Genomic DNA, 25,179 nt, shown 5'->3' on the forward strand with positions numbered 1-25,179 from the left:
ATTGAATTTCTTTTAATTAATAGTTCCTAGTAATCTGGAAACAATTGCTGCAAACTCTGCTCTAGTAATATCTTTCTCAGGCTTAAATGTACTGTCTGCGTATCCTGTAATAATATTATTGGATGCGAGTGCATCAATGGAATCATAATACCATGCATTTCTTGTAACATCTTTGAATGATGTGTTTCCAGTACCTGTTAGCTTAAAAGCTCGAGTGATTAGTGCCGCTAATTCACCACGACTAATCTTCTCATCTGGACGGAATCTTCCGTCACTATATCCGTTCATCAAGCCTGATCCAGCAGCTGCACCAATAAACTTATTCGCCCAATGAGTTGGAGATACATCTATAAAGTTACTTTCTTGTCCTTCAAGTCCCATGTAAGTTGCAATTACTTTAATTGCTTCGGCACGAGTCAAACCTGAATTTGGACGGAATGTTCCATCGGAATAACCCGTCAATAATCCCTTAGCAATAAGCGCGTCGATGCTTGCTTTTGCCCAATGATTCATTGTATCTACAAAACTAACAACTTTCGGCTTATCTGCTGGTGTTATTGTTTCTGCAGGTGCAGTTGTTTCTATAGGCGTTGTTATTGCTGGAGGTGTACTTCCTCCAGTATTTGGATTGGTTGGTCCATTATCTGTGTTTGGATCAGGATTAGTAGAGTTTGAAACATATTGAAGTGCTGGAGCAAATGTTGTAAGTAGTCTAGCTTGACTTTGTTGTTCAAGAGCGTAGCTCATGCCTAAAATTTTTGCATCGTCCCATGCTCTACCAACTAATTGCACAGAGATAGAATATCCGCTGTCGTTCGTTCCTACAGGAACAACTACCGTAGGGAGACCCACATTAGAGGTTAATACGCCCGTGTTACGGTCAGAACTTAATTGAGAAGCTGATGCGTCATTGTTATATACGTCACTAATAAAACCTGCATAAACAACAGCATCAACGCCATTCGCGTCCATCCAGCTTTTAATAACTTCCTTATAGTCAGTTCTATACTTAATATAATCTTGTACAGCCTGTTCAGTCATACGAGTTGGGGCACTATATCCTCTTTGATTATAGATAAGCACCTTATCTGAAGCTAGTACACTTGCTCCATCAATATAAGGGAAGTCCTTATGAAGCTCAATATAACGTGCCCAACCTTCAGTAGATCCATTAATACCTGAAGGACGACTAGGGCCTGATGGTACAGCTGACATTTCAACCATTGTCGCACCCGCTGCTTGAAGCTCTGAGAACTTATCCATCACAGCCCGTCCAGTATCATCATCAGCATATGCAGATACAAAGGATGCAGGAATATATCCGATTTTCTTTCCTTTCAATGCATTAGCATCCAGAGATTCCTTCCAATCCACTGGACGCTTATGATCTGCATCGGCAGTGACTGTAAAAATATCCTGTGGGTCCGTACCCGTTGTAGCATTCAATATAATGGCTAGGTCAGTTACTGTTTTAGCAATGGGACCTGCATAATCTTGTCCCCAAGTGAGTGGCAGTACACCTGAAGTACTGGCCATACCGTCTGTACCCCGGAAGCTTTTTAAGCTAGCGCCTGTAGTTGGTGCATAGAGAGATACCCCTGTTTGCGATCCCATTGCTGCTGCTGCAAAATCAGCCGCAACAGATACTGCAGACCCGCCGCTTGAGCCAAAAGATGTTTTTGATGGATAGAGTGCATTCCATGTTTGCTGCCAGCCGCTCTCACTAAAGCTTCCGCTGTTAGCAAACTCAGAAGTATTTACTTTACCAATAATTACAGCTCCAGCTTCCCGCAGCTTTTTCACTTGGAATGCATCGGAATCAGGCTGCCAGCCTTCAAGAGCTTTACTGCCACCTGTAGTAGGCATATCCTTTGTGTCATAAATATCTTTTATCGCAATTGGAATACCCAATAAATCACCTTTTACACCTTGTGCACGGGCATCGTCAGCAGCTTTTGCTTGGTTAAGCGCAGTTTCAGATACATGCAGGAATGCATGGAATCCCAATTGTCCCTCATCGTATACCTTAATTCTATCTAAATAGGCTTGAGTAATTTGTACAGAAGTAGTTTTACCATTAATCATATCCTTCTGCATTTCTGCAATTGATTTATTCTTAACATCATACGGCGATGAAGTTATTAATTCTTTGGCTGCAGGAGCATTAGGAATATCCAGATGATCTCCAGTATCAAGTCCCTCTATAGCAGATATATCCCAGTTGCTAATTGAACGAATTTGTGCGTTTGTTAATCCTGATACATCCAGCAGACTATTAAGTCCATCTAGCATAGCAACCAGATTCTTCAACCCTTCTTCACCAGCTTCTCCAACTTGTACATAGTTTACTAGGGACTTCGATTCGCCCGGCCCAATATTTAGTGAATTAATGAACCCATAGAAATTCGCTTCATTACCATACTCAGCTAAGGGTACTGTGAATGGATCCTGTTGCTGATTCCCTAGACCTGTTAATCCATTATCAAACGGTTTTGGAGATCCCACTGCAACGCCTAGCGGCTTATTGTTTCTGGCACTGCTATCTACAACAATCCATGAATCATCTGTAGTTACCTTTAAATCGCCTGAGTAGGTTGCCTTAACTACTGAAGCATTTGTTGTTGTACCATATCCTAAAGAACCACCGAATGATACATCAACTTTTATAGCGGCATCATTTTTATTAGTGAATGTATCAAAGAATCTCGTTCGATTATGAATAGTATCCACATACACCTCACGTGTTACAGTTACATTTCCTAGATTTACAGATTGCGCCGAAGTAAACTTATTAACGCCATCGTATTTCAAGTCAAACCCACGCATCATTTGACCATTCATCAGTGGAGCTGAAGGCGAGGACACTTTAACAAAGATATTGCCGAAACCTTGTACTTGTGTAGCACCAACTGTACGTAAACTTCCTGTGTCTAAGCTAGGAGCAAAAACATCGTGAATCTCCCATACTGTGCCACTTTCTGAAGTAACTCGAGTTAAAGCGTCAGCTGTTTGGAACGGAATTACACTCGTAGCAATAACAGATAACACAATTGAAGTAGCTATAAATTGCTTTTTACTCCAATTTTTTTTTGCTGGTGAATATTCAGATCGGGTGGAACCAGAATGGTCTCTTTTAGTTTCACGTAGACGTTTGAACTTATTCATGTGCGTAATCTCCTTTTCCTTTATGTATGTTATTATTTAATGTTAGGTAATATAACACTACTAATTATATCAGTCAATAAATATTATTAATTTAATATATTTTGAGATTAAAAAAAGAAAAAAAGACTCTTTTTATTGTTTTTGTGTAATATTGATGTTAATTATTATATTAAATATATAACGTTAAATGATATGTTTTTGGAGGTGTTCATAGGACATAGAGCTTCATCATCCACTACATCATTAAAAAGCATGAATTTCACTAGATTTCTATGTGAATTTGACGAAATCAAATGATCAGTATTTATTTGGCAAGCCTACCGAACTCAAGAGCTGACAGATCTAGAGATGGATCCATCTACTCACAACCAACAAAACTTACGGAAGAACAGAGTCATTGGTTATCTGCGATGCAGGAGCAGCACGCCATCCTGCCCAAAATGAAATGCACTCCCGGTATAGAAAAAGAACAGCTAAAATTAACGGAGAATATAATTTTTTCATTTCATGAAAGTGGAAGATTTCTATGTAGGAACATGGCATAAAGTAGAATTACTGATGATTTCAGATGCAATAGTCCGCAAGATCAATAATAGGCATTTTGAAAAGAGTAAAGTATTTGCTGGGAAAGAAGCCATAAGAATAGCCAGGTAGTGTATCCGAAATAAGTGGGATGAAGAGCGTGCGCAGAGGGAGATTGCTAAGGAGTTGGGTATCTCACGGATAGAGAAGAGGGCGCTGATGAAGCTTTATCATTAGTTTTATAAGGCGAAGCGGTGAGATTTAGAGGATGATTTTGATATTAATAGAGATTCAGAATAGAGTGTTTTAAAAGCGACTTGCCAACAAGGGAGTTGCTTTTTTTGTTAAGTCAGTAAGTGGCACGATAGAGTGCTGGTAAAAAGGGACAAGACCGCAAGTACAGATTATTAGCTGTATAAGGGCACTGAGACGTGATGCAGATGGTTAATAAGTGTGGAACAACAGTAAATGAGTATAGCTATGATGAATGGGGGAACAACACTAGCCAGACGGAGGGGATAGAAGAGCCTGCTGGCTGCAATGCGCGAGGTAAAGAATGGAATCGGTCAAGCCGGCAGGGTGCTAATCGACTTGCGGGTACCAGAGCGCTAAACGGGCAAGGATACAAGCAAGTACACCAAGGCTGGTCATATCCCCGGTGCGATCCATTATTATTGGGAGGAGGGCTCTCCTAGCGGACCAAGAAATCATCGTTTATTGTGGTGCAGGTGTCACTGCTTGCCTCAATATATTGGCGCTAAAGGAAGCTGGTTTCAAGAACGTAAAGCAAGCTTTGGTTGGAATGGTGCGTAAACCGGCTCCTGCGAGTTAATTTTTACTACAGAATAATGATGTACCTCGACGGGGACTTTTGCCGAATTACAGCAAAAGCCCCTTCCGCCGTTTTGGCAGAAGGGGTCAGTTTAAAAAAATGCTGTCGCACCTGCGGGTTGAATTCCAGTTCAATGCTTCGCATGTCCTTCGCGATACTGAAATGAATTTGCTTGATGACGCTCTGGAAAAGAGCCTTTTGCGTCTCCGGGGAGAAGAGAGCAGCAGCGAGTGGGATTGGCCCAGCAACCGCTGCACCAGTTTCGACGGAATCGGGTCGGAAGTACATTCTATGAGCCTTTGCTCTAGATTGGTTTTACGCGCCTTGACAGAGTTTGAACTGCACACCCGACGTCCTCCGTAAGGCTTTAATGCGATGTATCGACCTTCTACCGTTGCATTTGTCCACCGACTTTGATGGTGATTTACGATGCCTATTGAATTCACTCCAAAGAACACCCTACAACCCATACCACCCATACCACCCATACCACCCATACAGTCTAAAGAATTACTTTCCCTAGCTTACACAAACTTCTTGACGCTACCTCACTTCAACCGCTCCAATTTAAAGGATGTACTTTGATCTCGTAGTCAACATTAATTTTCATATTTTCCCAATATTTCAACCATTGCTCTTCCGTTATTTGTTTAGAAAACGGCTTAAGCGAATGGGTTCCGACCTCTAAGGGATCTACTTTCCACCGTTGCATTCTTTTTAATAAATCTGACGTCTGTTCCTCAAGGTAGACCTCAACCTCATGAATTAAATGTTCCAATTGTTCCTGACTTTGAATATTCATTTCTCCCTGGTATTCTTCTATTCTTGCGTTCAATCTCACATGTAAAGACAAGGATGAATAATCTCGCGATAGTTTCACGCCAACATTGGATCGAATACGTCCTAAACTGATAGATAACTTTGGAATGGCCAAGACTTTTAGGAAATGATCGTTATCCAGAAGTTGGAAAATATTATCGTCCACGTCCTGAATGACCATTACTTCTTTATCGTTTTGGAAGATGGCTGTTCCTACGTAATTGAAATTGTTCTTATCCGAATGAAAAACCGGCAGGATGGGATCCTTAAAAGGGGAATATACCTTCTTCATAAATGTATGAATATTGACGATGCTCATTTCACCTTGATTATGCTCCTCGTAATGCTTTAACATCCGATAAAGAAAATAATCTTGGTTTTCTTGCTTCGTCAATTGATTTTTTATGTATTCATCAAAATCGCCTCTGATAATCAACAAATAGACACGCATTGAAATATCGGGATCAACCAGTATCGTATTGATCAGCTTTTCAATACCTCCTTTTTTTGCCAGCTCTTCATTAATTAATAACATTCGCAGCTGCCCCTGTTTCAATTCCCGATAATAAATTAAATTAAACTTCTGGTCTCCCTGCTTTAACAGGTTGACTTCCTTGGAGAGAAGACGTTTTTTTTCTTGGATGAGCGGTGGTACTAAAGTGCTGATTTTTAACTTTCCTTCCGTCCCCTTGTCAACCGACCAGAAAACTACCGGAGCAATCTCTTCGATCTTATTGTTCTCGACATATGGAGAAGAACAGCCGGCCATCCACATAAGGCTTACAATCGCCAATAAACCATAGTGCTTATATGGTACCATGCCTACATACGCTCCTTTCGTTTAACTGCAGTGAAAAGGATCGTAGGAATAAGTAAATAAATGCATGAGCTGATCCAGATTTGAATGTTCAGTAACATATTTTGACCCGGAACCGTTTGCCATAACCATTGATCCATTAAGATGATGCTTATCAAAATGACGAGCCAGCTCGACCAAAATCCAATCCGAGTCGTGCGTTCTTTCATTTTTCTCATAAAGATTCTTCCGGCTCCATAAAAACATAACAGAAGAATTGATATGTCAAACACATAATTAAACATATGGAAAGAGATAAGGATGTAATCGATTCGTTCTAAACCGCTCGTTTGAATGTAGCTTCCCATATATCCTATCGGAAAATCGATCTTGCGTAAGTAATACGAACCGTAAAATAATACCGAAGCAACGAACAATAATAAATATTCCATGATCGATAGCATGTTTCCAATGACCAGATATTTCGATATTTTTTTATTGGAGCTTAACCATGGAACCATAAAAACCAAATATACCGGACCGGAAAATGCCGACCAAATAAACAACAAACCTTGCCATGATTGTCCTGACCATTCGGTGGGTATGAGAGGATACAAATCGTGGTAATTTGCATCCGGTTGAAAGAAAAAAGGAATAAACATGACTGAGATCCAAGCCCCGCAAAGAAAGGCGATGACGACAAAACGCAATGTATTCTCCATTCCATGTGAAGCCACATATAAGCTGATCAAAAGAATGATTAAGATCAGCCATCTTTTATCCATAGATGGAAAAATAAAATTATGAAGCATTTCAACGTATCCCAGTGTGATGATTGAAATTTTTAATAATATTAGCAAAAATCCAAGTATTGCGAAAACTTGAACCGTCCTTTTCCCGAAAAGCTGTAAAAATCCTTGATAGCCTTTCGCTGCATAACTGGAAGTAAACCATTTGGACATCATCATCAAATTAAGGTGGGACAGTAGCCCCATTGCGACAATTCCCCAAACCATATACGGATGAACTAAATAAACCGGCATGATTAAAATAAAATAATGCATTTGCATGCGATTGACTAAGAGAAGGAAATAGATACCGCCAAGGGTGGAAGTTCGATTATATAAGGATAAACTCTTCACTTCTTCATCTCCTGTCGCCATTTCCGTAGTGGTTTTAGATAGTTCGGACGCGTTTTCATCCAAATTAAAGGTCCGCGGATAAAGAGGTCATTCCAATCCTTTCCATAAAATGGAGCGATCGGTGCTAAATAAGGTTGACCTAATGACGTTAACGCATGGAGATGTGCAAGAATCCCGATTAGCCCGATCACGATTCCCGGCAACCCAAGAAACGATGCAAGGATAAGAAGAAGAATTTGTAACAGCACCATGGATTTTGTCACTTGATAATTGGGAACTAAAAAGAAAGCAATAGCGGATATACCCATCAACACTATCAATACTTTACTTGCAAAGCCTGCTTCTACAGCAGCTTGTCCTATGACGATACCACCGATAACCCCTAACGTTTGACTGGTTTTGGTCGGCATTCGCAAACTTGCTTCTTTGATGATTTCCAGCGTTACGATCATGAAAAGTCCTTCCGTAAACGGAGTAAAGGGCAATTTGCTTCTCGATTCCAATAATACGAAAAGAATCGGCAGCGGAATCATTTGGTAATGAAATGTCGTTAACGCAACATAAAAAGGAATCATCGTCAAAGAAACAATAAAACTTCCGTACCGGATTAAACGTAAAAAACTGGCTACCGGCCAACGAAGGAAGTAGTCTTCCGGCGATTGGATTAGATGGAAAAAAGTAATGGGAGCAATTAAGGCGAACGGTGAATTGGAAACCAATAGCGTCAGCTTTCCCTCACCTAAGGCGTAGGCACAGGCATCCGGCCGATCCGTTTGTAGAAATTGCGGAAAGACCGTATGGTTATGATCTTCAATAAAAGCTGCAAGCTGAGAGGAGTCTAAAAATTGATCGAAATCCACACTTTCAATTTTCTTTCTTGCAAGGGAAACAAATTCTGGATTAGTTAATCCGTCTATGTACAGTAACACAACTTTTGTTTTACTCAGTGAACCGATAGTAAAGCTTTCCGTTTTTAATGTCGTTATAGGCAAACGTCTGCGCAACATTGTAATGTTTTTATCGATTTGTTCACTGAAGCTGTCTTTCGCTCCATATATAACCGTTTCCGTTTGAGAAGGTTCAACTGCCCGACCAAGAGGGTTTTCTAGTTGGACGCCTAACCACTGATCGTTGACTGAATCGTTTAGAAGAATAAATCCTTGCATTATTTTTTGCTCAGCATCTTCGAACGATAGAACTTCCGAAACTTTGGCATTGGTTATGCATGAAGAAAGCGAATTGCAAGCAGAACGATGAAGTGGTTGAATAATCGTCTCGTTTAAACGCTCTGGATCGATTAACGTTTTTATGTATAAAAGATGAACTGAGGCACTGGTACCTATTTTGTGCTCAATAATTTCGGCATCATCCATATGGTTTAATTTCTGTTTTAGTTCATCAAGCCATGTGGACATTTGATGAATTTTCATTTGGGGGTCGTATTGTTCCATTATAGTCTTCTTCTCCATCCTTAAAGTAATCAAAATATGTCGTATTATCTTGCTCAGCAATCGAAAAATTATACAACCGGCATGAACGAAAAACGCGACATGTTCATGAAAGCTGCGAGTACGTTTAAAGAGGTTCAATAATCCAACCATTTCTGCAGACTGAAGAAGACCCTGACACCACAGACGTGGAGTTCAGGGTCATTTTTATGCATCACTTGATTTTTGCTGTTAGAGTGATAAGGGGAACTTTATCATAAGTAGGGAGAAAACTTTTGGGTTTTACCACTTTTCGTTCTGTCGTCTATGCCACTGTTATGTCTACAGGTAATAGATGAACCTTGTGCAGATTAATTCCCATTCTGTGTATTCTTTTTGTTTATAATCAAAATTGCACTTGCGAATGTACCAATTAATAAGAAGATACCAATCAATAATGTTACATTTTTCATACCAGAATTAGGATATATTGCTACTTTATTTCATTATACTTATGGACATCTTCCGTACCACTATCCAAGGCGGTCTTGTAGTAGAAGCATTTATGTTCTATGACTTCCATCGTTTTTTTCAATTCTTCCATCTGTGCTTCTACGGAAGCTTTCCGCTCCAGGAACATGTCATATCTTTGCTGTAAGGTGGAATCCCCCTCAGAGCACCACTCAATGAAATGTTTTATTTCTTTAATTGGCATCCCGGATGACTTCAGGCATTCAATTACTTTTAAAGCGTCCATATCGGATTGTTTAAATATACGTTTACCGCCGGAGGTTCTATCTATAGCAGGGAAAAGACCTTCCTTGTCATAGTAACGCAGGGTATGTGGTGTCATGTTAAAGGACTCTGCAACTTCACTTATAGAGTATGTCTTCATCATCTATCTCCAATCTCAAATATATTTTGTGCTTGACTTAGAGTTAACTTTAAGTAATAACATATGTTTTGTAAAGCTGACGTTATAGGTTTTAATATTATCTAGAAGAGAGGTTTCACTATGATAAAAGTTAATGCTCGCGCAACATTCAGTCAGGAAGGGCCATTCAAGCTAACCACAATCGAACGCCGAGATCTGCAGCCGCACGATGTTCTTATTGAGATTAAATACGCTGGCATCTGCCACTCGGACATTCATACTGCCCGCGGGGAGTGGGGACCGGTCAACTATCCACTCGTTCCGGGACATGAGATCGCCGGAATTGTCAGCCAGATTGGTTCTGAAGTCACAAAGTACTCAGTGGGCGATCGGGTAGGGGTAGGTTGTATGGTTGACTCTTGTGGAGAGTGCAGTAATTGCCATAAAGGTGAGGAACAATATTGCCTGAGTGGAAATACGGGCACCTATGGAGCTATCGACCGGTATGGGCAATATACGCAAGGCGGCTATTCCACCCATATCGTCGTAACCGAAGATTTTGTGGTTCGAATCCCTGACAGTATTCCGCTTGACGCCGCTGCACCGCTTCTGTGTGCAGGGATCACCACCTATTCACCTCTGCGTCATTGGGGAGCCGCTCCCGGCAAAAAAGTAGCTGTAGTGGGTCTTGGCGGGCTTGGACATATGGCTGTGAAGATTGCTCATGCCATGGGAGCTGAGGTTACTGTTTTATCACAGTCACTAAAGAAGAAGGAAGATGGATTGCAGTTAGGGGCAGATCATTATTATGCCACTAGCGATCCGGAGACATTTAAACAGCTTTCCGGCTCGTTCGATCTAATCGTAAATACTGTAAGCGCGCAGATTAATATCGATGCCTATCTTTCGCTCTTGGCGCTGGATGGTACATTAGTCAATGTCGGTGCGCCTGCTGACCCCTTGGCAGTTAATGTATTCTCGCTGATCAGCCACCGCCGCTCGTTTGCCGGATCGATGATTGGAGGAATCCGTGAAACGCAGGAAATGCTTAATTTCTGCGCTGAACATAATATTGCATCTGAAATCGAGGTCATTTCTGCTGACCGGATTGATGAAGCCTGGGAGCGTGTGCTTGCTTCAGATGTCCGTTACCGGTTTGTCATCGACATTAGCACAATGGGGACCGAATAAGAGACGACCTCTTTGTTGACATCACATCATGCATTGGCTTGATTAATGCCATAAAGAGCTATCGTCCCAATAAAGGGAGTAGACTGGTCTTTTGAAGTCTACCCAAAATAAGAACCCAAGCGATTGAGTTTCAATCGCTTGGGTTCTTTGCTTCATTTTCATGGGTTGTCTTTTCATCTCGAAATTATGAATTCATCAACTGATATTAGGTGTAGATTCTCTTATGATGAGTTTGGTGTAAATATGAGATACCTGATAGGGTTGCTTCGGATCATTAATTCGGGAGAGCAGCATTTCGGCCGCTTTGACACCCATCTCATTACTATAAATATGAACTGTAGTGAGATGGGGTTCTACAATGCTTGATTCAGGACCGTTATCAAAACCACTAATGACGATGTCGTTAGGAATGGAAAGCTTATTTTTAAGTGACTTCATAAAGGAAACCGCAATATAATCGTTAGCACACACGAAAGCAGAAGGCAGCTCATCGATTTGACTTAGTCTAGTATCTGCCCACTCCGGACTTGAGAAAAATAGTCGATCGTCATCGAGAATGCATTGCGAGAGATCAAGCTGAATCCCGGATTCTATTAGTGCGCGATTAAAGCCCACCCATCTTTCATTGAAACTTCTACAGTGATTATAGTCCCCGATGAACCCCAGTGATGTGTAACCGCCATCAATTAACTTTTTTGTAAGTTGATAGGTACTATGTTCGTTCTCCATTAGAAGGACATCTGCTTGGAATTCAGGATAACAGACATGTGCAGAGCAGTCGATGAAAATAGTTGGAATACCTAGACTTGTAATTAGCTTAGTATATTCCGAATTGAATAGCTCAATACAAATAATTCCGTCTACATTGGAGACATCAAAATTATTTGGAAGAGACAGGGACTCCTGATCAACGTCTCTTATAATGTGCATGGATAAATTATATCCTTCTGCACTGATTCTTTTTTCCATGCCACTGATCAGTTTCGATCCAAAATGGGAAGTGTTCGGTAAGTTTTCTGTTAATAAAGCAATGTTTCCAGAGTTTCTTGATAGAGTACTCTCGGTGTCCATAAAAGCAAACTGTTTATATTTTAACTCTATCGCTTTTTTTATAACTTTGTTTCTGGTTTCATCAGGTATACCGTTCGTTCCATTTAAAGCTTTGGAAGCTGTGTTTCTGGAGATTCCTAAAGCGTCTGCGATGTCTTGTATAGTTACTTTATCCCTGGCCATCTATGTAATTCACCTCTATATTCTTGTTCTTGATATCCGCCACAAATCGTGTACTATTTTCCATTATTCCAACTCTCTTTAATGTATATTAGTTTGCCTAAAATAGCAACATGATTTTTACAAATGCACAATTTAGTTTACATTTTATTTGATATAAAGTGTGCAAAAAGATAGTGTTATTTTCATTATATTGAGAATTTGGTGAGATTAAAGGATGTAATCCTATTTAAATTGGCTGTATTTGTAATTATGTAAAATCATTAACGCCATTTATGAACAAAATAATTTGTCATATGCACATAAATATTTTTACAAAATGTATTGACGAACGATTAAGTGTTTGGTAAATTGTAAAAGCAGCAGGACATAATTGAGATTGAAAGCCCTTACTGCATCAAGATGTAAACATTGATAAGAACGGAGGTAAAGGCATTGCATAACCCAATAGAAGCCGAACACGGAATAACGGTGACGAGACATAAGAGTTCCTTAATGGATTATCTAAAGAAGCACTACTTTCTTTATATTTTGCTCGCACCAGCTGTGATTCTGACCCTTATTTTTAAATACGGTCCTATGTATGGTGCGATTATAGCCTTCAAAGATTTCAGCCCAATCAAAGGAATCATGGGGAGTGAATGGGTAGGTTTGTACAACTTCGAGAAATTCCTTTCTTCTCCCAATTTCGAAGTAATCTTTTTGAATACGCTTAAATTAAGTTTCTTCGGATTAATTCTGAGTTTTCCAATTCCGATCCTGCTTGCCTTGATGTTGAATCAAATTCGCCGTGCAGGCGTCAAAAAGAACATTCAATTGTTCTTGTATGCACCTAACTTTATTTCTGTTGTCGTTGTGGTCGGGATGTTGTTTATCTTCTTGTCCCCAACGGGACCGATTAACCAGTTTTTCACCTGGCTTACCGGTGAACCAATTATGTTTATGTCTCGTCCTGAGTACTTCCGTTCGATCTACATTTTATCCGATATTTGGACCGGAGCCGGTTGGGCATCCATTATTTATGTAGCAGCGCTTGCGAATGTCGATCCTGAGTTACATAATGCAGCCAATCTCGACGGCGCTAATCTTCTACAAAGAATACGCCATATCGATCTGCCAACCATTCGTCCAATTATGGCTATCGTATTTATCCTTGCAGCCGGTGGGATTATGTCCATTGGCTTCGAAAAAGCCTATCTCATGCAAACGGCGATGAACTTACCAACCTCAGAAATCATTCCGACTTACGTTTATAAAATTGGTTTGCAGTCGGGCGATTATGCCTATTCAGCCGCAGTAGGATTGTTTAACTCTATCATCAACATCGTCTTGCTCCTCACAGTTAACTTCACCGTGAAGAAACTGAATGAGGGTGACGGTCTTTACTAAGAAAGGAGCAACAAGCTATGCCTATTAAACATTCCGGATTAGATCGCTTTATCGTCGTGCTGAACGCGATCTTCCTGACACTGGCTGTACTTATCATCGTACTTCCTTTGATTTATGTAGTGATTGCTTCTTTTATGGATCCATCTGTGCTGCTCAGTAAAGGATTATCATTCAATCTTTCGGACTGGTCATTAGAAGGGTATAAGAAAATTCTTTCTAATCCGGCCATGATCCGAGGTTTTGGAAACTCTGTTTTATACTCTGTTTCATTTGCTATGATTACCGTTCTCGTCTCAATCTGTGCCGGTTACGCACTGTCCGATGACAGGCTCAAAGGAAAAGGGTTTTTCATGACCTTGTTTATTATCACCATGTTCTTTGGGGGTGGACTCATACCTACATATCTACTCGTTAAGAACCTTGGTCTGCTTGATACAGTATGGGCGGTGATCATTCCAGGGGCGGTCAATGTTTGGAACATCATTCTCTCTAGAACTTTCTTCAAAGGAGTTCCGAATGAAATGAAGGAAGCCGCTAATGTAGACGGAGCTTCGGAGATGCGGATTTTCTTCAGTGTCGTATTACCGCTCTCCAAACCGATTGTTTTTGTGCTCGCTCTTTATGCCTTTGTTGGCCAGTGGAATTCCTACTTTGACGCTATGATCTATTTAGATAATCCGAATCTTCATCCACTGCAGCTCGTGTTGCGTTCCATCTTGATCCAGAATCAGGTAGATCCGGGCATGATCAGCGACCAACTCGCCATGGCGGAAATGAAGCGATTGTCTGAAATCATCAAGTATGCTGCCATTGTTGTTTCCAGTTTGCCACTCATTGTTATGTATCCGTTCTTCCAGAAGTACTTTGAAAAAGGTGTTATGGTCGGTTCCCTTAAGTAGGAAACAGGCTGCACATAGATAAAGATTAATTCATTCATATCTAATTTGGAGGTCATACCCTATGAAAAGAATTAAGAAATCAAGAGTTTCGACGAAAGCAGCTTCTGTAACTGTACTTGCTTCGCTTATGTTCCTTAGTGCATGCGGTGGAGGAGGAGGGGGAAGTGCAGCTAGTAAAGAACAGGACGCCAGCGGTAAAGTAACTTTGAACTTTATTACGCAAAGCTCTCCACTTGCACCAACTGATCCAAATGAAAAACTGATTAATAAACGTCTTGAAGAAAAGACGAATGTTCATATTAATTGGAAGAATTTCACGAAAGACGTATTTGTTGAAAAAAGAAACCTGGCTGTGGCAAGTGGTGATCTTCCTGATGCTATTTTTAATGCGGACTATAGTGACTATGAGCTGCTCAAGCTTGCTAAAGATGGTGCCATCGTTCCGCTTAATGATCTCATCGAGAACAATATGCCAAACTTCAAAAAGGTGCTGGAAGAAGCACCGGAGTATAAGTCTATGATTACGGCACCAGATGGCAATATTTATGCGTTTCCATGGATTGAAGAGCTGGGTAGCGGTAAAGAAAGAATCCAAGCGGTAGATAGTATGCCTTGGATCAATGTGGAATGGCTTAAGAAGCTTGGCCTTGATATGCCTAAAACAACAGAAGAATTAAAGGAAGTATTAATTGCATTCAAGACAAAAGACCCAAATGGCAACGGTAAGGCTGACGAAATTCCATTGTCCTTTATTAACAAGCCGGGAGCAGAAGATCTGGCATTCCTATTTGCTTCGTTTGGATTGGGTGAGAACCCTGACCATGCGGTTGTGAGCAATGATGGGAAAGTGATATTTACGGCGGCACAAGAAGATTACAAGGAAGCAGTTTCTTTTATTAACGAGCTGTATAAAGAAGGACTCATTGATATTGAAGCCTACACGCAAGACTGGAGTACTTACCTTGCAAAAGGAAAGGATCAGAAATACGGACTTTACTTCTCATGGGATAAGGCAAACATCACCGGAGATAATGACAGCTACGAAGTTATGCCTCCACTTGCTGGACCTGATGGAGAAGTTAACGTAACAAGAACGAACGCGCTTGGTTTGGGAAGAGGGAAGATGGTTGTCACAAGCGCCAATAAGAACTTGGAAACGACAGCGAAGTGGGTTGATCAACTCTTCGATCCGATTCAATCTGTACAGAACAACTGGGGGACGTATGGAGATGATAAGCAGCAGAATATTTTCGAATTTGATAAAGAAAAAGGAATGCTGAAACATTTGCCATTGGAGGGTGCAGCTCCTGTAGAACTACGTGAGAAAACAAGTGTGGGTGGTCCCTTAGCTATCCTTGATTCCTATTATGGAAAATACACAACCATGCCGGATGATGCCAAAAGCAGAATGGACATTATCAAGAATATCATGGCGCCAAATATGAAAGCAGAAAACGTAATGCCAAGTGTATTCCACTCTATTCAAGAGCTTGATCGCCTTACGACAATTGAAACGGATCTTTTTGCCTACGTGCTTAGAATGCGCACGGAATGGTACCAAAACGGTAAAGTCGAAGCGCAATGGGATGAATACCTGAAAGAATTGGATCGTCTGGGCTTGCAAGAATGGCTTCAAATTAAACAAGGCGGATATGATAGAGCAACCCAATAACAAACTATAAATAATGTGCGGTGAAGACCGTGTTCGGGAGTAAAGGAGAAAACAATAATGTCTACGATTGCGAAACAAAATTACCGAGGTGTGTACCATTTTTCCCCTAAGGAAAAGTGGATGAATGATCCAAACGGAATGGTCTATTTTGAGGGTGAATATCATTTGTTCTTTCAGCACCATCCGGGTGGAATGACCATGGGAGCTATGCACTGGGGCCATGCGGTCAGCAAGGATCTTGTTACATGGGAGGAGCTGCCTATCGCTCTCGCTCCAGATGAATTAGGGATGATTTTTTCCGGCAGTGCTGTAGTTGACTGGAATAATACGACTGGATTTTTTGAAGATAAACCTGGTCTGGTAGCGATCTTTACACACCATTTGGATATGCCAGAAGGGAAGCCAGCCATTCAGTGTCAAAGCTTGGCCTACAGTAAAGATAACGGAAGAACCTGGACGAAATATGATGGAAACCCGGTACTTGAACATGATACATTTATTGATTTCCGTGACCCGAAAGTATTTTGGAATAAAGATACGAATAAATGGGTGATGATTGTAGCTTGTGGTCAAACGGTGTGTCTATATCATTCTCCTGATCTGATTAATTGGACATTTGCCAGTGAATTCGGAGAAGGAATCGGTTCTCATGACGGGGTATGGGAATGCCCAGACTTGTTCTCGCTGGCCATTGATGGCGATCATTCGAACACGAAATGGGTGATGCTCGTGAGCATCGGTGCGGATCCCGCTTTTGTAGAAGGATCAAGAACGCAGTATTTCACAGGCCATTTTGATGGAGAAGTGTTCACGCCAGATGAAGATTCGCTAAAAGTTCGCTGGATTGATTATGGAAGAGATAATTACGCAGGTGTAAGCTGGTCTGATATACCGGCTGAAGATGGAAGACGACTATTTATCGGCTGGATGAGCAACTGGATGTATGCTAACAAAACACCTGCAGAAGAATTCCGTGGTGCGATGACGATTGCAAGAGAACTTCAACTCGAATCAAGACAAGGGGAGATCTTTCTTGTGCAGAAGCCGGTACAAGAGTTGGAATCTGCTCGTGTACAAGTTCTTTCTGTGAAAGAAGCAACGGTACAAGAAATTAATACTCTTCTTGAGGAGATTCACTTGGAATCTTATGAGATTATAGCTGAGTTCACTCGAGGTAAATCTGTAGGCTTCAAAGTAAGAGTAGGTGCGGATAGTCAGACAATAATCGGTATTAACGGTGAGACAGAGGAGCTTTATGTAGATCGGATGGCTTCAGGTCAGCATGATTTCCACGAACATTTCGTAGGACATCATTCAGCCAAGCTCGAAGCGCTTGATGAGTCAAATGATCTCCGTATTTATGTGGATCGCTCTTCCGTTGAGGTGTTCAGTAATGGAGGTCAGGCAGTGATCACGGATCTTATATTCCCTGGACTAGAATCTAAAGGTATTGCTGTGTTTGCAGATAATGAGAATGACTTGCTGATTTCCCTGGATATCTATGAGCTTACTCTCTCTGCTAAGCAAGACAAGAATTAGTCACCGAGAGGAGTCTTGTATATGCGTATTGGAGCGATTGAAGCTGGCGGGACAAAGTTTATATGTGGCATCGGGAATGAAAACGGGGTAGTTGAAGATCAGATTAGTTTCCCAACAGAACATCCTGAGTTGACGTTGCCCAAAGTTATTCAATATTTTCAAGACAAGCAAGTAGAAGCTATCGGAATTGGATCGTTCGGTCCAATCGATATACGCCCAGATAGCCTGACGTATGGTTACGTTACGACAACACCAAAACCAGGTTGGGGAAATTACGATATGCTGGGCACTTTGAAAAGTAACTTTTCGGTTCCCTTTGGATGGGACACGGATGTCAATGCAGCAGCATTTGGTGAAGCCAAATGGGGCGCTGCCCAAGGGTTATCCAGTTGTTTGTACTATACAATTGGCACGGGTGTTGGTGTGGGAGTGTATTCAGAAGGCAAACTCATTCATGGTCTTGTGCATCCCGAAGGGGGTCATGTTCTTACGAGACGCCATCCTGGCGATGTATTCCCGGGGGGATGCCCCTATCATGGGGACTGCCTAGAAGGGATGGCGGCAGGTCCTGCTATTGAAGCAAGGTGGGGGAAGAAGGGACATGAACTTCCTATGGATCATATGGCATGGGAAATGGAAGCATTTTATATTGCGCAGTCGATTACGGGTGCTATATTGCTTAACTCACCTCAGAAAATCATTCTGGGTGGCGGTGTTATGCAGCAGTCACAATTGTTTCCACTGATCCGTCAGGCTGTGCTTCAGAATCTGAACGGCTATGTCAGCTCAAGTACTATTTTGGAACACATCGATGAGTATATTGTTCCACCAGGTCTAGGTCAACAAGCGGGATTATGCGGTGCTTTGGCTCTTGGACTCACAGCACTGGAAAGTCAGATTTCTGCTCAATTGTAAAAGAATATAGAGAGGAGGTCAGTGCAGTAATGAATTGGCCTCCTTCTTGTTTTTCAATATTAATGATAGAAAATGAGGGCAAAGATGATGGAAAATAAAGTGAAAGTCGCATTAGGCTTTCTTATGGCAACAGGGCTTGTTATGACTTCAGCAGGCATTTATGTAGCAAATCCCGGCACTGGGTGGGCTGCGTTCGCTGAACAGGAGGTAAGCAAACGAGCTAAGGAGGGACTTTCTATTTTTGAAAGCGTAACCAATGCCAATACGAATTTGACAGGTTGGCAAATAAAAGGAAAAGGGAAGTTGGCAGATACGGTTGAAGGGATGTTACTGACTTCCGATCCAAAAGAAAATGTAATGGCAATCTCCGAAACGGTGTCAGAGGATTTTATCTTTGAAGCTGATGTCATGATCAAGGATATGAAAGCTGACGCGACCTTATTGTTCCGTTCTAATGAAGATGGCTGGGGTTCCTATATGCTCCAAATCGTACCGAATGCAGGTATGATTCGCTTACGAGATGCAAGGGATGGTGAAGGCAAATTAAAAGAAGAGCGGAAGGTTACTGTGAGGGAAGGAGAGATCTATCATCTCAAAGTGAAAGCACAGGGTTCATCGCTGAAAGTGTATTGGGACAATGCATATAAACCTGTGATTGAGGTTCAGAATTATACGTATCGTAATGGTAAGCTAGGACTCAATGTATGGGATGGTTCTGTTTTGTTCCAAAACATTATCGTGAGTGATCTGAGAGGAAATCTTGGCGCCATGGTTACAAATAAAGGACAATGGGAGCCTAATATCAGCGGCAAAAAAGGAACGGCAATAAACCAAAGTAAGTCACAGCAAGTGTATAACAAACAAGCTGCTGATTTTGTATATGAAGGAAATGTATCTCTTCATCCTGATTCTGTTGCATCGCTCGCCTTTCGTTCATCCGCTGATGGATCAAAGGGATATGAAGCTACCCTTATAAAGGAAGGAAATCAGGTTCGTGTAAGTTTGACGAAAGCTAATGGAACAACCATTGCAAGTTCGCAGCATACCTATCCAAGTCAGACGGGAGCAAAACATCATGTAGAGATAAAGGCAAATGGAAACAGAATTCAGGTCTTCTTAGACGGATACACCCCGGCTGCAATAGATCTAACAGATAAAACCTACACCGATGGATATGCAGGAATCGTCGTTAAACAGGGAACGGCTTACTTCCAGGATACCTATGTGACGGAGGCTAGCAGTTATTATAATGAAAAATATCGTCCTCAATATCACTATACGCCAATTCGTGGTTCTGCAAGTGATCCAAATGGACTGGTCTACTTCGAAGGAGAATATCATCTATTCCATCAGGACGGAGGCACATGGGCACATTCCGTCAGCAAAGATATGCTGAACTGGAAGCGGCTTCCGATTGCGCTACCGTGGAATGATCATGGGCATGTCTGGTCTGGATCGGCTGTGGCAGATTTGACGAATGCATCAGGTTTGTTCGGGGATTCAGGAGGTAAGGGGCTAATTGCCTACTACACTTCCTATAATCCCGATGGCCCGAATGGGAATCAGCGTATCGGCCTTGCATACAGCAAGGACCAAGGCCGTACTTGGGAATATTCCAAGGAACGTCCAATGGTTATTGAGAATCCCGGCGATAATGGAGATGAGCCTGGAGGTTGGGATTTCCGTGATCCGAAAGTGATTCGTGATAACGACAATAACAGGTGGGTAATGGTTGTATCCGGTGGAGATCATATTCGTTTCTTTATTTCAACGAATCTACTTGATTGGACTCTGACAGATAGTTGGGGATACGGGGACTATGTTCGCGGCGGTGTATGGGAATGTCCGGATTTGCTTCAGCTTTCGGTAGACGGAACATCACTGAAGAAGTGGGTTCTGATGATTAGTACAGGAGCGAATTCAAAAACAGGCGGATCAGATGCTGAATATTTTGTGGGTCATTTAACAGCGGAAGGTAAATTCGTTAATGATAATCCGGCAGGGAAAGTATTGCGAACTGATTTTGGAAAAGAATTCTACGCATCAATGTCTTTTTCTAACATGCCGGATCATCGCAGCGTAATGATGGCGTGGATGACAAACTGGGACTATCCGTTTGCTTTCCCAACAACCAATTGGAAAGGGGTACTGTCAATCCCAAGAGAAGTCTCATTAGTAACGACTAAAGATGGGATTCAGCTGGCTCAAAGCCCAATCAAGGAGCTTCAATCGCTGCGTAGTCAGCTATATTATACTGCTAACAAAGAGGTAAGTCCTTCTTCTCAGAATCTAATGAAAGGTGTTACTTCTGGTGCATACGAGATTGAAGCTGAAGTGGAAATTCCTGCAGGTAGTCAGGTAAGTGAATTTGGCTTTAACGTTCGGGTAGGGGGAAGTCAGAAAACGGTTGTTGGATATATTCCTAGTGAGAGTCAGATTTTCGTGGATCGGGCTGCATCTGGTTTGACGGATTTTTCGAGTCTATTTAGTACAAGACATGAAGCACCAATGCAAATGGAGAACAAGCGTGTAAAGCTGCGTATCCTTGTAGACGAATCTTCTGTTGAGGTTTTTGGTAACAACGGTAAAGTCGTTTTCTCTGATGTCATTTTTCCGGATCCAGCCAGCAGAGCTTTGAGCTTTTACACCAAAGGAGGCAACGTAAAAGTCGTATCTTTGACAGTTAATCAGTTAGGTTCTGTATGGAATCAGGAGTCCGGCTCAGCTACCAAGATAATGATGGATACAAGTGATCGTGAACTGAGCAAGGGGGAAAGCGACACACTTTTGGCAATGGTAGAGAATGGCACAGGTAATGGGGCACAGCCGCTTAAATGGAATTCCAGTAACAAGGATGTAGTTGAACTAAACGTGGTAGATAACTCACAGGCAACCATTGTAGGCAAAAAAGAAGGCGAGTCTATCATTACTGTTTCTACTCCAAATGGGAAGACATCAGCCAGCGTATTAGTTAAGGTATCTGGCGGTGAATTCCATACGAACTTAAGTGGGTGGACTAAAGATCTATCAGCAGCCTCCTGGGTCATTAGTGAAAATGGAATTCGTGGAAATTACTTTAGTGACGCGAATTATATCGCAGAGAAGCAGGTAGGGAACTTTACTTATGAAGCAGAGATGATGTTAGGAAAATCCGGAGGAGCAGGCTCTATGTTGTTCCGTGCCAGCGAAGATGGACGCAGCGGATACTACTTAAATCTAGATCCGAATATGAAGTCCATTCGACTGTTTTATAAAATTGCCGGCAGTTTTGAAGAGCGTCAAGTTCTGGCGAAAGTTCCGACGTTCATTCAGCCCGGTCGAACCTATAAAGTGAAAATCGAAGCAAATGGCCCACATATTGTGGTATATATGGACGGGCAGAAAGTGATCGACCTGCAGGATGGCACATTTGCAGAAGGACGCTTTGGACTACATGTATTTGGCGGATCGGTTTCATATCAAAACGTTAACGTGAGCGGAGAAGCACCTGCCAATCTGACCACATCCAGTCTAGTAAATGCAGAACTACAGAAATCTCTCTATACAGCAAATCTTGTAAATGGTGAAGCTGTTGCTCTGAAGGATGCGAATGATTCTACGGATCAGAAGTGGGTATTCGTGCCGACGGGGGACGATGTAGGATCCTATTCCATTCGTACAACGGCCGGTCAGGCCCTTGATCTGGACACAGGGCAAAATAAAATTCAGTTGTACCATTACCTCGGATATAACAATCAGCGTTGGATTCTTCAAAAGAATGATGATGGTACCATAAGTATTATTTCTGCCCATCATAAAAAAGTGCTGGAAGTATCAGCGGATGGAACGATACTGACTCTAAGTGAGCTAGATCCTACCCTTGATCGGCAAAAATGGGTAATTAGGAATTAACATGAGTGTGATAGAAGTAATGGAAGAGCTGCTGAGATTGGCGGCTCTTCTTTTTATAGCAGAAGCAGCCCAGACAGATGTAAGTTCATGCAGCAGAAAGCCGATCTATTCCAAAGCCAAGAGGTTGTCTCCTGTATGAAACGTATAGATTCCAACCTAGAGAATCAGTGTGGTAAAAATTAACTACCTCAATGCTATTTCATACACGGGTATGATAGTATATTGGTGAATACAGAAGGAAGGAGTAAGCTCTAGCTGTTGAATTTGTGATATATTGACGTCGTTGTTTTGTGAAAAATAGATCTATAATATGAAAATAGGATGGACCATATGAAGTGGAATATTAATAAAGTAGATACAAAACGATTGATCATTATGGTTATGGGCAATGTATTTCTGGGTATGGGAATCAGTATTTTTAAGCTGTCAGGTATGGGAAACGATCCCTTCAGTGGGATGGTGATGGCACTTGCAGAGTCCAGCGGTATCGTATATGCAAATTTTCTAATCTTACTGAACCTGGTATTGTTTGTAATACAATTTATCACAGGACGAAAGCTTATCGGAGCCGGTACTTTCGTAAATGCAATTTTTCTGGGCTACATAGCTACATTCTTTCATAGTACCTGGCTACATCTGTTGGGCGAACCTCAGCTGTTTTGGCAGAGGGTAATCACTGTGGCCATTGGCGTAGTGGTATGTAGTTTTGGGGTATCCATGTATCAGAAATCGGATGTGGGAGTAGCTCCCTTTGACAGCTTGTCCCTGATAATGAAAACTAAATTACCGAAAATCTCATATTTTTGGCATCGGATGTTTACAGATGCTCTTTGTGCTTTGATTTGTTTTCTGTCAGGAGGCGTTATAGGTTTGGGAACTCTAGTCTCCATGTTAGGCCTAGGGCCCATCATTCATTTTTTTGATGTGCATTTTACGGAAAAGCTTCTGGCAAAAAAGGGTCCAAAAGCGAATAACGATTCAGTTTCGCTGACTTAATATAATGAAGTGTGGCAGGGTAACATCAGGATAGATGTATTTCATAAATTATAAGTGGAGACAGCACCTTCGCTTGGTGCTAGGCGGAGCAAGGGAATAAGCAGGGAATACTCTCACTGCAGGTTTTCTGCAAACGCATTCATGCCCCTAATCCTAGTAATGCTAACGTACTCGGAGAATCCGAAACCGGCTCTTACAAAATGAATCGTTTTGTTATAGGTGGTGATGAGGAGTTATCGTTTTATGTGCAATCATCTGGGTAGGCGTGTATTTCAATCTAGCCGCATCGAAGGAATCGATGGATGTGAAGCCTATCCGTTCTATGGATGATCTGTTTGAATAATTTAAGAACAACGCTAAAAGCACTTGATCTATGATCAAATGCTTTTTTTTTGATAGCACATAGATTCTACTCTTAATTCTTAAATAGATGTCGACTCTTCCAGAAACATCATGCCATAAATTTGTTGTCCCATGTCTTGTTATCCAAAAAGGGAGCCGCCTGAGCGGTTCCCTTTTCTTAATGGGCGGAATGGTTTGGGGTGTCTTACATTTTTATAGAATATATATTTAAAATTTGAATTAAAATGATGATTAAGTGAGCCATAATGATTTACTGTGTTTTTTGAAGCAGGAAAATATACATATGTATTGAATACAAAACAACAAAGAGGGAGGATGAAAATGTCATACAGAGAAAAGGATTTACGTTCGTCATTAACCCTAGCTGTTCCAATCATTTTAGACAGGCATTATCATTCTATAACTATGAAAAATATCGAATCCGCCTGGTTTGTAGAGACACAAAAGGAAATGTTAGATTCGACATTTAGTATGATATTAATGAGTATGGTAGAAGCACTGTTCTTGGATTCCTTTGATTACGGCCAGTACCTAAACCTACTAGAAAAAGAGGGGTTTGAGCAAGGCGTTTATACTGCAGAAATATTCGGTGATCATTTTGATATCTTACTTGAAATGAGCAAGGATTTAAACTTAACCGCTCAGGGTATTATGTTTAAAATCATTGAAGAAATGGAAGATGATTCTACGATTCGATTGGTTTTTTATAATCGTTTAATGGAATGCAACTGGATCCGGTTTACTGGCTTTGCACAGGGTTATCTGTCTAATAAAAATCAACAGATCGACAACTTACATGAACAAAAAATTGCTCTGATGGGACAAATGGCAGCAGGGATGGCACATGAAATACGGAATCCGCTTGCTTCAATTAAAGGTTTTGCTCAGCTTGTTAATAACAGGCTATATGAACCGGAGATCAAGACGGATGAATTGCGTGCGTATCTGGATATAACCATCAATGAGATTGATGCTCTGAATGGATTAGTAACGGACTTCCTAGTACTGGCTCGAAAAGGTGATAGTGCGAAGAATAACGTCGTGGTATTTAATATTATGGAGGTTATACATAGAGTTAATAACATCGTAAATCAACTCATACTTAGTGATGATATCATTCTTTCAGTGGATTATTCTCTTGAAAAAGTTCTAACGTATGGAAACGCCTCCCAACTTGAGCAGGTAATCCTGAATATTTTAAAAAATAGTATAGATTCATTCACAGCGTTTAGAGGCAGAATAGACATTACAGTTACGACCGATTCTGAGACTAACGAAATTATTCTTATTTTTAAAGACAATGGAGAAGGAATTCCACAGGATAAATTAAACCGAATATTTGACCCTTTCTTTACAACCAAGCAAAAAGGGACAGGAATTGGATTATCGATCTGCAAGCAATTAATAGAAATGTACGGGGGGCAAATTAAGGTGGATTCAGAGGTTCAGGTAGGTACCAGCGTGATGGTTATTTTGCCTTGGGTAAATGATTATCACATTTGAGATTACGAACAGAA

General features: G+C 41.3%; 18 protein-coding genes and 1 pseudogene. 12 read left to right on the top strand and 7 right to left on the bottom strand.

The genetic code is table 11. The features are described from left to right. Positions 1 to 12 precede the first annotated feature (12 nt). On the bottom strand, positions 13 to 3,165 hold the full coding sequence (locus ACN6MV_RS07570; RefSeq protein ID WP_339289794.1) for an amidase family protein: 3,153 nt from the start codon (positions 3,163 to 3,165) through the stop codon (positions 13 to 15). Between the two features lie 675 nt (positions 3,166 to 3,840). Here ACN6MV_RS07570 and ACN6MV_RS07575 point away from each other — a divergent pair. Both ACN6MV_RS07575 and ACN6MV_RS07580 read left to right on the top strand, forming a co-directional pair. Next, a pseudogene (locus ACN6MV_RS07575) lies at positions 3,841 to 3,924 on the top strand (RNA polymerase subunit sigma-70); the annotation flags it as partial. A 194-nt stretch (positions 3,925 to 4,118) separates the two neighbouring features. After that, positions 4,119 to 4,382, top strand: coding sequence for a hypothetical protein (locus ACN6MV_RS07580; protein ID WP_156114744.1), 264 nt, complete (start codon positions 4,119 to 4,121; stop codon positions 4,380 to 4,382). A 143-nt stretch (positions 4,383 to 4,525) separates the two neighbouring features. Here the strand turns inward: ACN6MV_RS07580 and ACN6MV_RS07585 are convergent, their stop codons facing one another. The 5 genes from ACN6MV_RS07585 to ACN6MV_RS07605 form a co-directional block, all read right to left on the bottom strand. After that, positions 4,526 to 4,807 carry a hypothetical protein gene (locus ACN6MV_RS07585; RefSeq protein ID WP_042125271.1) on the bottom strand — a complete coding sequence of 94 codons (282 nt, stop codon included), beginning with the start codon at positions 4,805 to 4,807 and terminating at the stop codon, positions 4,526 to 4,528. Positions 4,808 to 5,072: 265 nt separating this feature from the next. Then, positions 5,073 to 6,158 (bottom strand): Ger(x)C family spore germination C-terminal domain-containing protein, encoded by a 1,086-nt coding sequence (locus ACN6MV_RS07590; protein WP_076119330.1) that lies wholly within the window; start codon positions 6,156 to 6,158, stop codon positions 5,073 to 5,075. Between the two features lie 2 nt (positions 6,159 to 6,160). Beyond that, positions 6,161 to 7,276 carry a GerAB/ArcD/ProY family transporter gene (locus ACN6MV_RS07595; RefSeq protein WP_042125275.1) on the bottom strand — a complete coding sequence of 372 codons (1,116 nt, stop codon included), beginning with the start codon at positions 7,274 to 7,276 and terminating at the stop codon, positions 6,161 to 6,163. Beyond that, on the bottom strand, positions 7,273 to 8,727 hold the full coding sequence (locus tag ACN6MV_RS07600; RefSeq protein WP_419886076.1) for a spore germination protein: 1,455 nt from the start codon (positions 8,725 to 8,727) through the stop codon (positions 7,273 to 7,275). The genes ACN6MV_RS07595 and ACN6MV_RS07600 overlap by 4 nt, the downstream gene beginning before the upstream one ends. A 469-nt stretch (positions 8,728 to 9,196) precedes the next feature. Next, positions 9,197 to 9,598 carry a MerR family transcriptional regulator gene (locus tag ACN6MV_RS07605; protein ID WP_419886723.1) on the bottom strand — a complete coding sequence of 134 codons (402 nt, stop codon included), beginning with the start codon at positions 9,596 to 9,598 and terminating at the stop codon, positions 9,197 to 9,199. Between the two features lie 120 nt (positions 9,599 to 9,718). Between ACN6MV_RS07605 and ACN6MV_RS07610 the strand changes: the two genes are divergently transcribed. After that, complete coding sequence (locus ACN6MV_RS07610; RefSeq protein ID WP_419886077.1) at positions 9,719 to 10,768, top strand: NAD(P)-dependent alcohol dehydrogenase; 1,050 nt, start codon at positions 9,719 to 9,721, stop codon at positions 10,766 to 10,768. Between the two features lie 195 nt (positions 10,769 to 10,963). On the opposite strand, the gene ACN6MV_RS07615 is transcribed toward ACN6MV_RS07610, so the two are convergent. Next, complete coding sequence (locus tag ACN6MV_RS07615) at positions 10,964 to 12,001, bottom strand: LacI family DNA-binding transcriptional regulator (protein ID WP_419886078.1); 1,038 nt, start codon at positions 11,999 to 12,001, stop codon at positions 10,964 to 10,966. A 492-nt stretch (positions 12,002 to 12,493) separates the two neighbouring features. Between ACN6MV_RS07615 and ACN6MV_RS07620 the strand changes: the two genes are divergently transcribed. From ACN6MV_RS07620 to ACN6MV_RS07660, 9 genes are all read left to right on the top strand, one after another. Beyond that, entirely contained in the window at positions 12,494 to 13,387 is an 894-nt protein-coding gene (locus ACN6MV_RS07620; protein WP_341053321.1) for an ABC transporter permease, read from the top strand. A gap of 17 nt (positions 13,388 to 13,404) precedes the next feature. Beyond that, the gene (locus ACN6MV_RS07625; protein ID WP_042125286.1) at positions 13,405 to 14,286 is read left to right on the top strand and encodes a carbohydrate ABC transporter permease; all 882 of its coding nucleotides are present in this window, start codon (positions 13,405 to 13,407) and stop codon (positions 14,284 to 14,286) included. A 61-nt stretch (positions 14,287 to 14,347) separates the two neighbouring features. Next, on the top strand, positions 14,348 to 15,958 hold the full coding sequence (locus ACN6MV_RS07630) for an ABC transporter substrate-binding protein (RefSeq protein ID WP_076119342.1): 1,611 nt from the start codon (positions 14,348 to 14,350) through the stop codon (positions 15,956 to 15,958). Between the two features lie 57 nt (positions 15,959 to 16,015). After that, positions 16,016 to 17,497: a glycoside hydrolase family 32 protein gene (locus ACN6MV_RS07635; protein ID WP_419886079.1), complete on the top strand. Its 1,482-nt coding sequence runs from the start codon at positions 16,016 to 16,018 to the stop codon at positions 17,495 to 17,497. 21 nt (positions 17,498 to 17,518) lie between these two features. Then, entirely contained in the window at positions 17,519 to 18,412 is an 894-nt protein-coding gene (locus ACN6MV_RS07640; protein WP_419886080.1) for an ROK family protein, read from the top strand. Between the two features lie 87 nt (positions 18,413 to 18,499). Beyond that, complete coding sequence (locus ACN6MV_RS07645; RefSeq protein ID WP_419886724.1) at positions 18,500 to 22,303, top strand: GH32 C-terminal domain-containing protein; 3,804 nt, start codon at positions 18,500 to 18,502, stop codon at positions 22,301 to 22,303. A gap of 1 nt (position 22,304) precedes the next feature. Then, positions 22,305 to 22,442, top strand: coding sequence for a hypothetical protein (locus tag ACN6MV_RS07650; RefSeq protein ID WP_419886081.1), 138 nt, complete (start codon positions 22,305 to 22,307; stop codon positions 22,440 to 22,442). A gap of 191 nt (positions 22,443 to 22,633) precedes the next feature. Continuing rightward, positions 22,634 to 23,299, top strand: coding sequence for a YczE/YyaS/YitT family protein (locus ACN6MV_RS07655; RefSeq protein ID WP_042125297.1), 666 nt, complete (start codon positions 22,634 to 22,636; stop codon positions 23,297 to 23,299). 684 nt (positions 23,300 to 23,983) lie between these two features. Further along, the gene (locus ACN6MV_RS07660; RefSeq protein WP_419886082.1) at positions 23,984 to 25,165 is read left to right on the top strand and encodes a sensor histidine kinase; all 1,182 of its coding nucleotides are present in this window, start codon (positions 23,984 to 23,986) and stop codon (positions 25,163 to 25,165) included. Positions 25,166 to 25,179: the final 14 nt, after the last annotated feature.

Origin of the sequence: Paenibacillus sp. B-A-8, from assembly GCF_048572915.1 — a bacterium.
GTDB lineage: Bacteria > Bacillota > Bacilli > Paenibacillales > Paenibacillaceae > Paenibacillus_AQ.

Bases quoted from the DNA above. Each gene is read 5' to 3' on its own strand.
- ACN6MV_RS07570 (WP_339289794.1), bottom strand. From the start codon at position 3,165: ATGAATAAGTTCAAACGTCTACGTGAAACTAAAAGAGACCATTCTGGT.
- ACN6MV_RS07585 (WP_042125271.1), bottom strand. From the start codon at position 4,807: ATGTACTTCCGACCCGATTCCGTCGAAACTGGTGCAGCGGTTGCTGGG.
- ACN6MV_RS07590 (WP_076119330.1), bottom strand. From the start codon at position 6,158: ATGGTACCATATAAGCACTATGGTTTATTGGCGATTGTAAGCCTTATG.
- ACN6MV_RS07600 (WP_419886076.1), bottom strand. From the start codon at position 8,727: ATGGAACAATACGACCCCCAAATGAAAATTCATCAAATGTCCACATGG.
- ACN6MV_RS07605 (WP_419886723.1), bottom strand. From the start codon at position 9,598: ATGAAGACATACTCTATAAGTGAAGTTGCAGAGTCCTTTAACATGACA.
- ACN6MV_RS07610 (WP_419886077.1), top strand. From the start codon at position 9,719: ATGATAAAAGTTAATGCTCGCGCAACATTCAGTCAGGAAGGGCCATTC.
- ACN6MV_RS07615 (WP_419886078.1), bottom strand. From the start codon at position 12,001: ATGGCCAGGGATAAAGTAACTATACAAGACATCGCAGACGCTTTAGGA.
- ACN6MV_RS07620 (WP_341053321.1), top strand. From the start codon at position 12,494: ATGGATTATCTAAAGAAGCACTACTTTCTTTATATTTTGCTCGCACCA.
- ACN6MV_RS07625 (WP_042125286.1), top strand. From the start codon at position 13,405: ATGCCTATTAAACATTCCGGATTAGATCGCTTTATCGTCGTGCTGAAC.
- ACN6MV_RS07630 (WP_076119342.1), top strand. From the start codon at position 14,348: ATGAAAAGAATTAAGAAATCAAGAGTTTCGACGAAAGCAGCTTCTGTA.
- ACN6MV_RS07635 (WP_419886079.1), top strand. From the start codon at position 16,016: ATGTCTACGATTGCGAAACAAAATTACCGAGGTGTGTACCATTTTTCC.
- ACN6MV_RS07640 (WP_419886080.1), top strand. From the start codon at position 17,519: ATGCGTATTGGAGCGATTGAAGCTGGCGGGACAAAGTTTATATGTGGC.
- ACN6MV_RS07645 (WP_419886724.1), top strand. From the start codon at position 18,500: ATGGAAAATAAAGTGAAAGTCGCATTAGGCTTTCTTATGGCAACAGGG.
- ACN6MV_RS07650 (WP_419886081.1), top strand. From the start codon at position 22,305: ATGAGTGTGATAGAAGTAATGGAAGAGCTGCTGAGATTGGCGGCTCTT.
- ACN6MV_RS07655 (WP_042125297.1), top strand. From the start codon at position 22,634: ATGAAGTGGAATATTAATAAAGTAGATACAAAACGATTGATCATTATG.
- ACN6MV_RS07660 (WP_419886082.1), top strand. From the start codon at position 23,984: ATGTCATACAGAGAAAAGGATTTACGTTCGTCATTAACCCTAGCTGTT.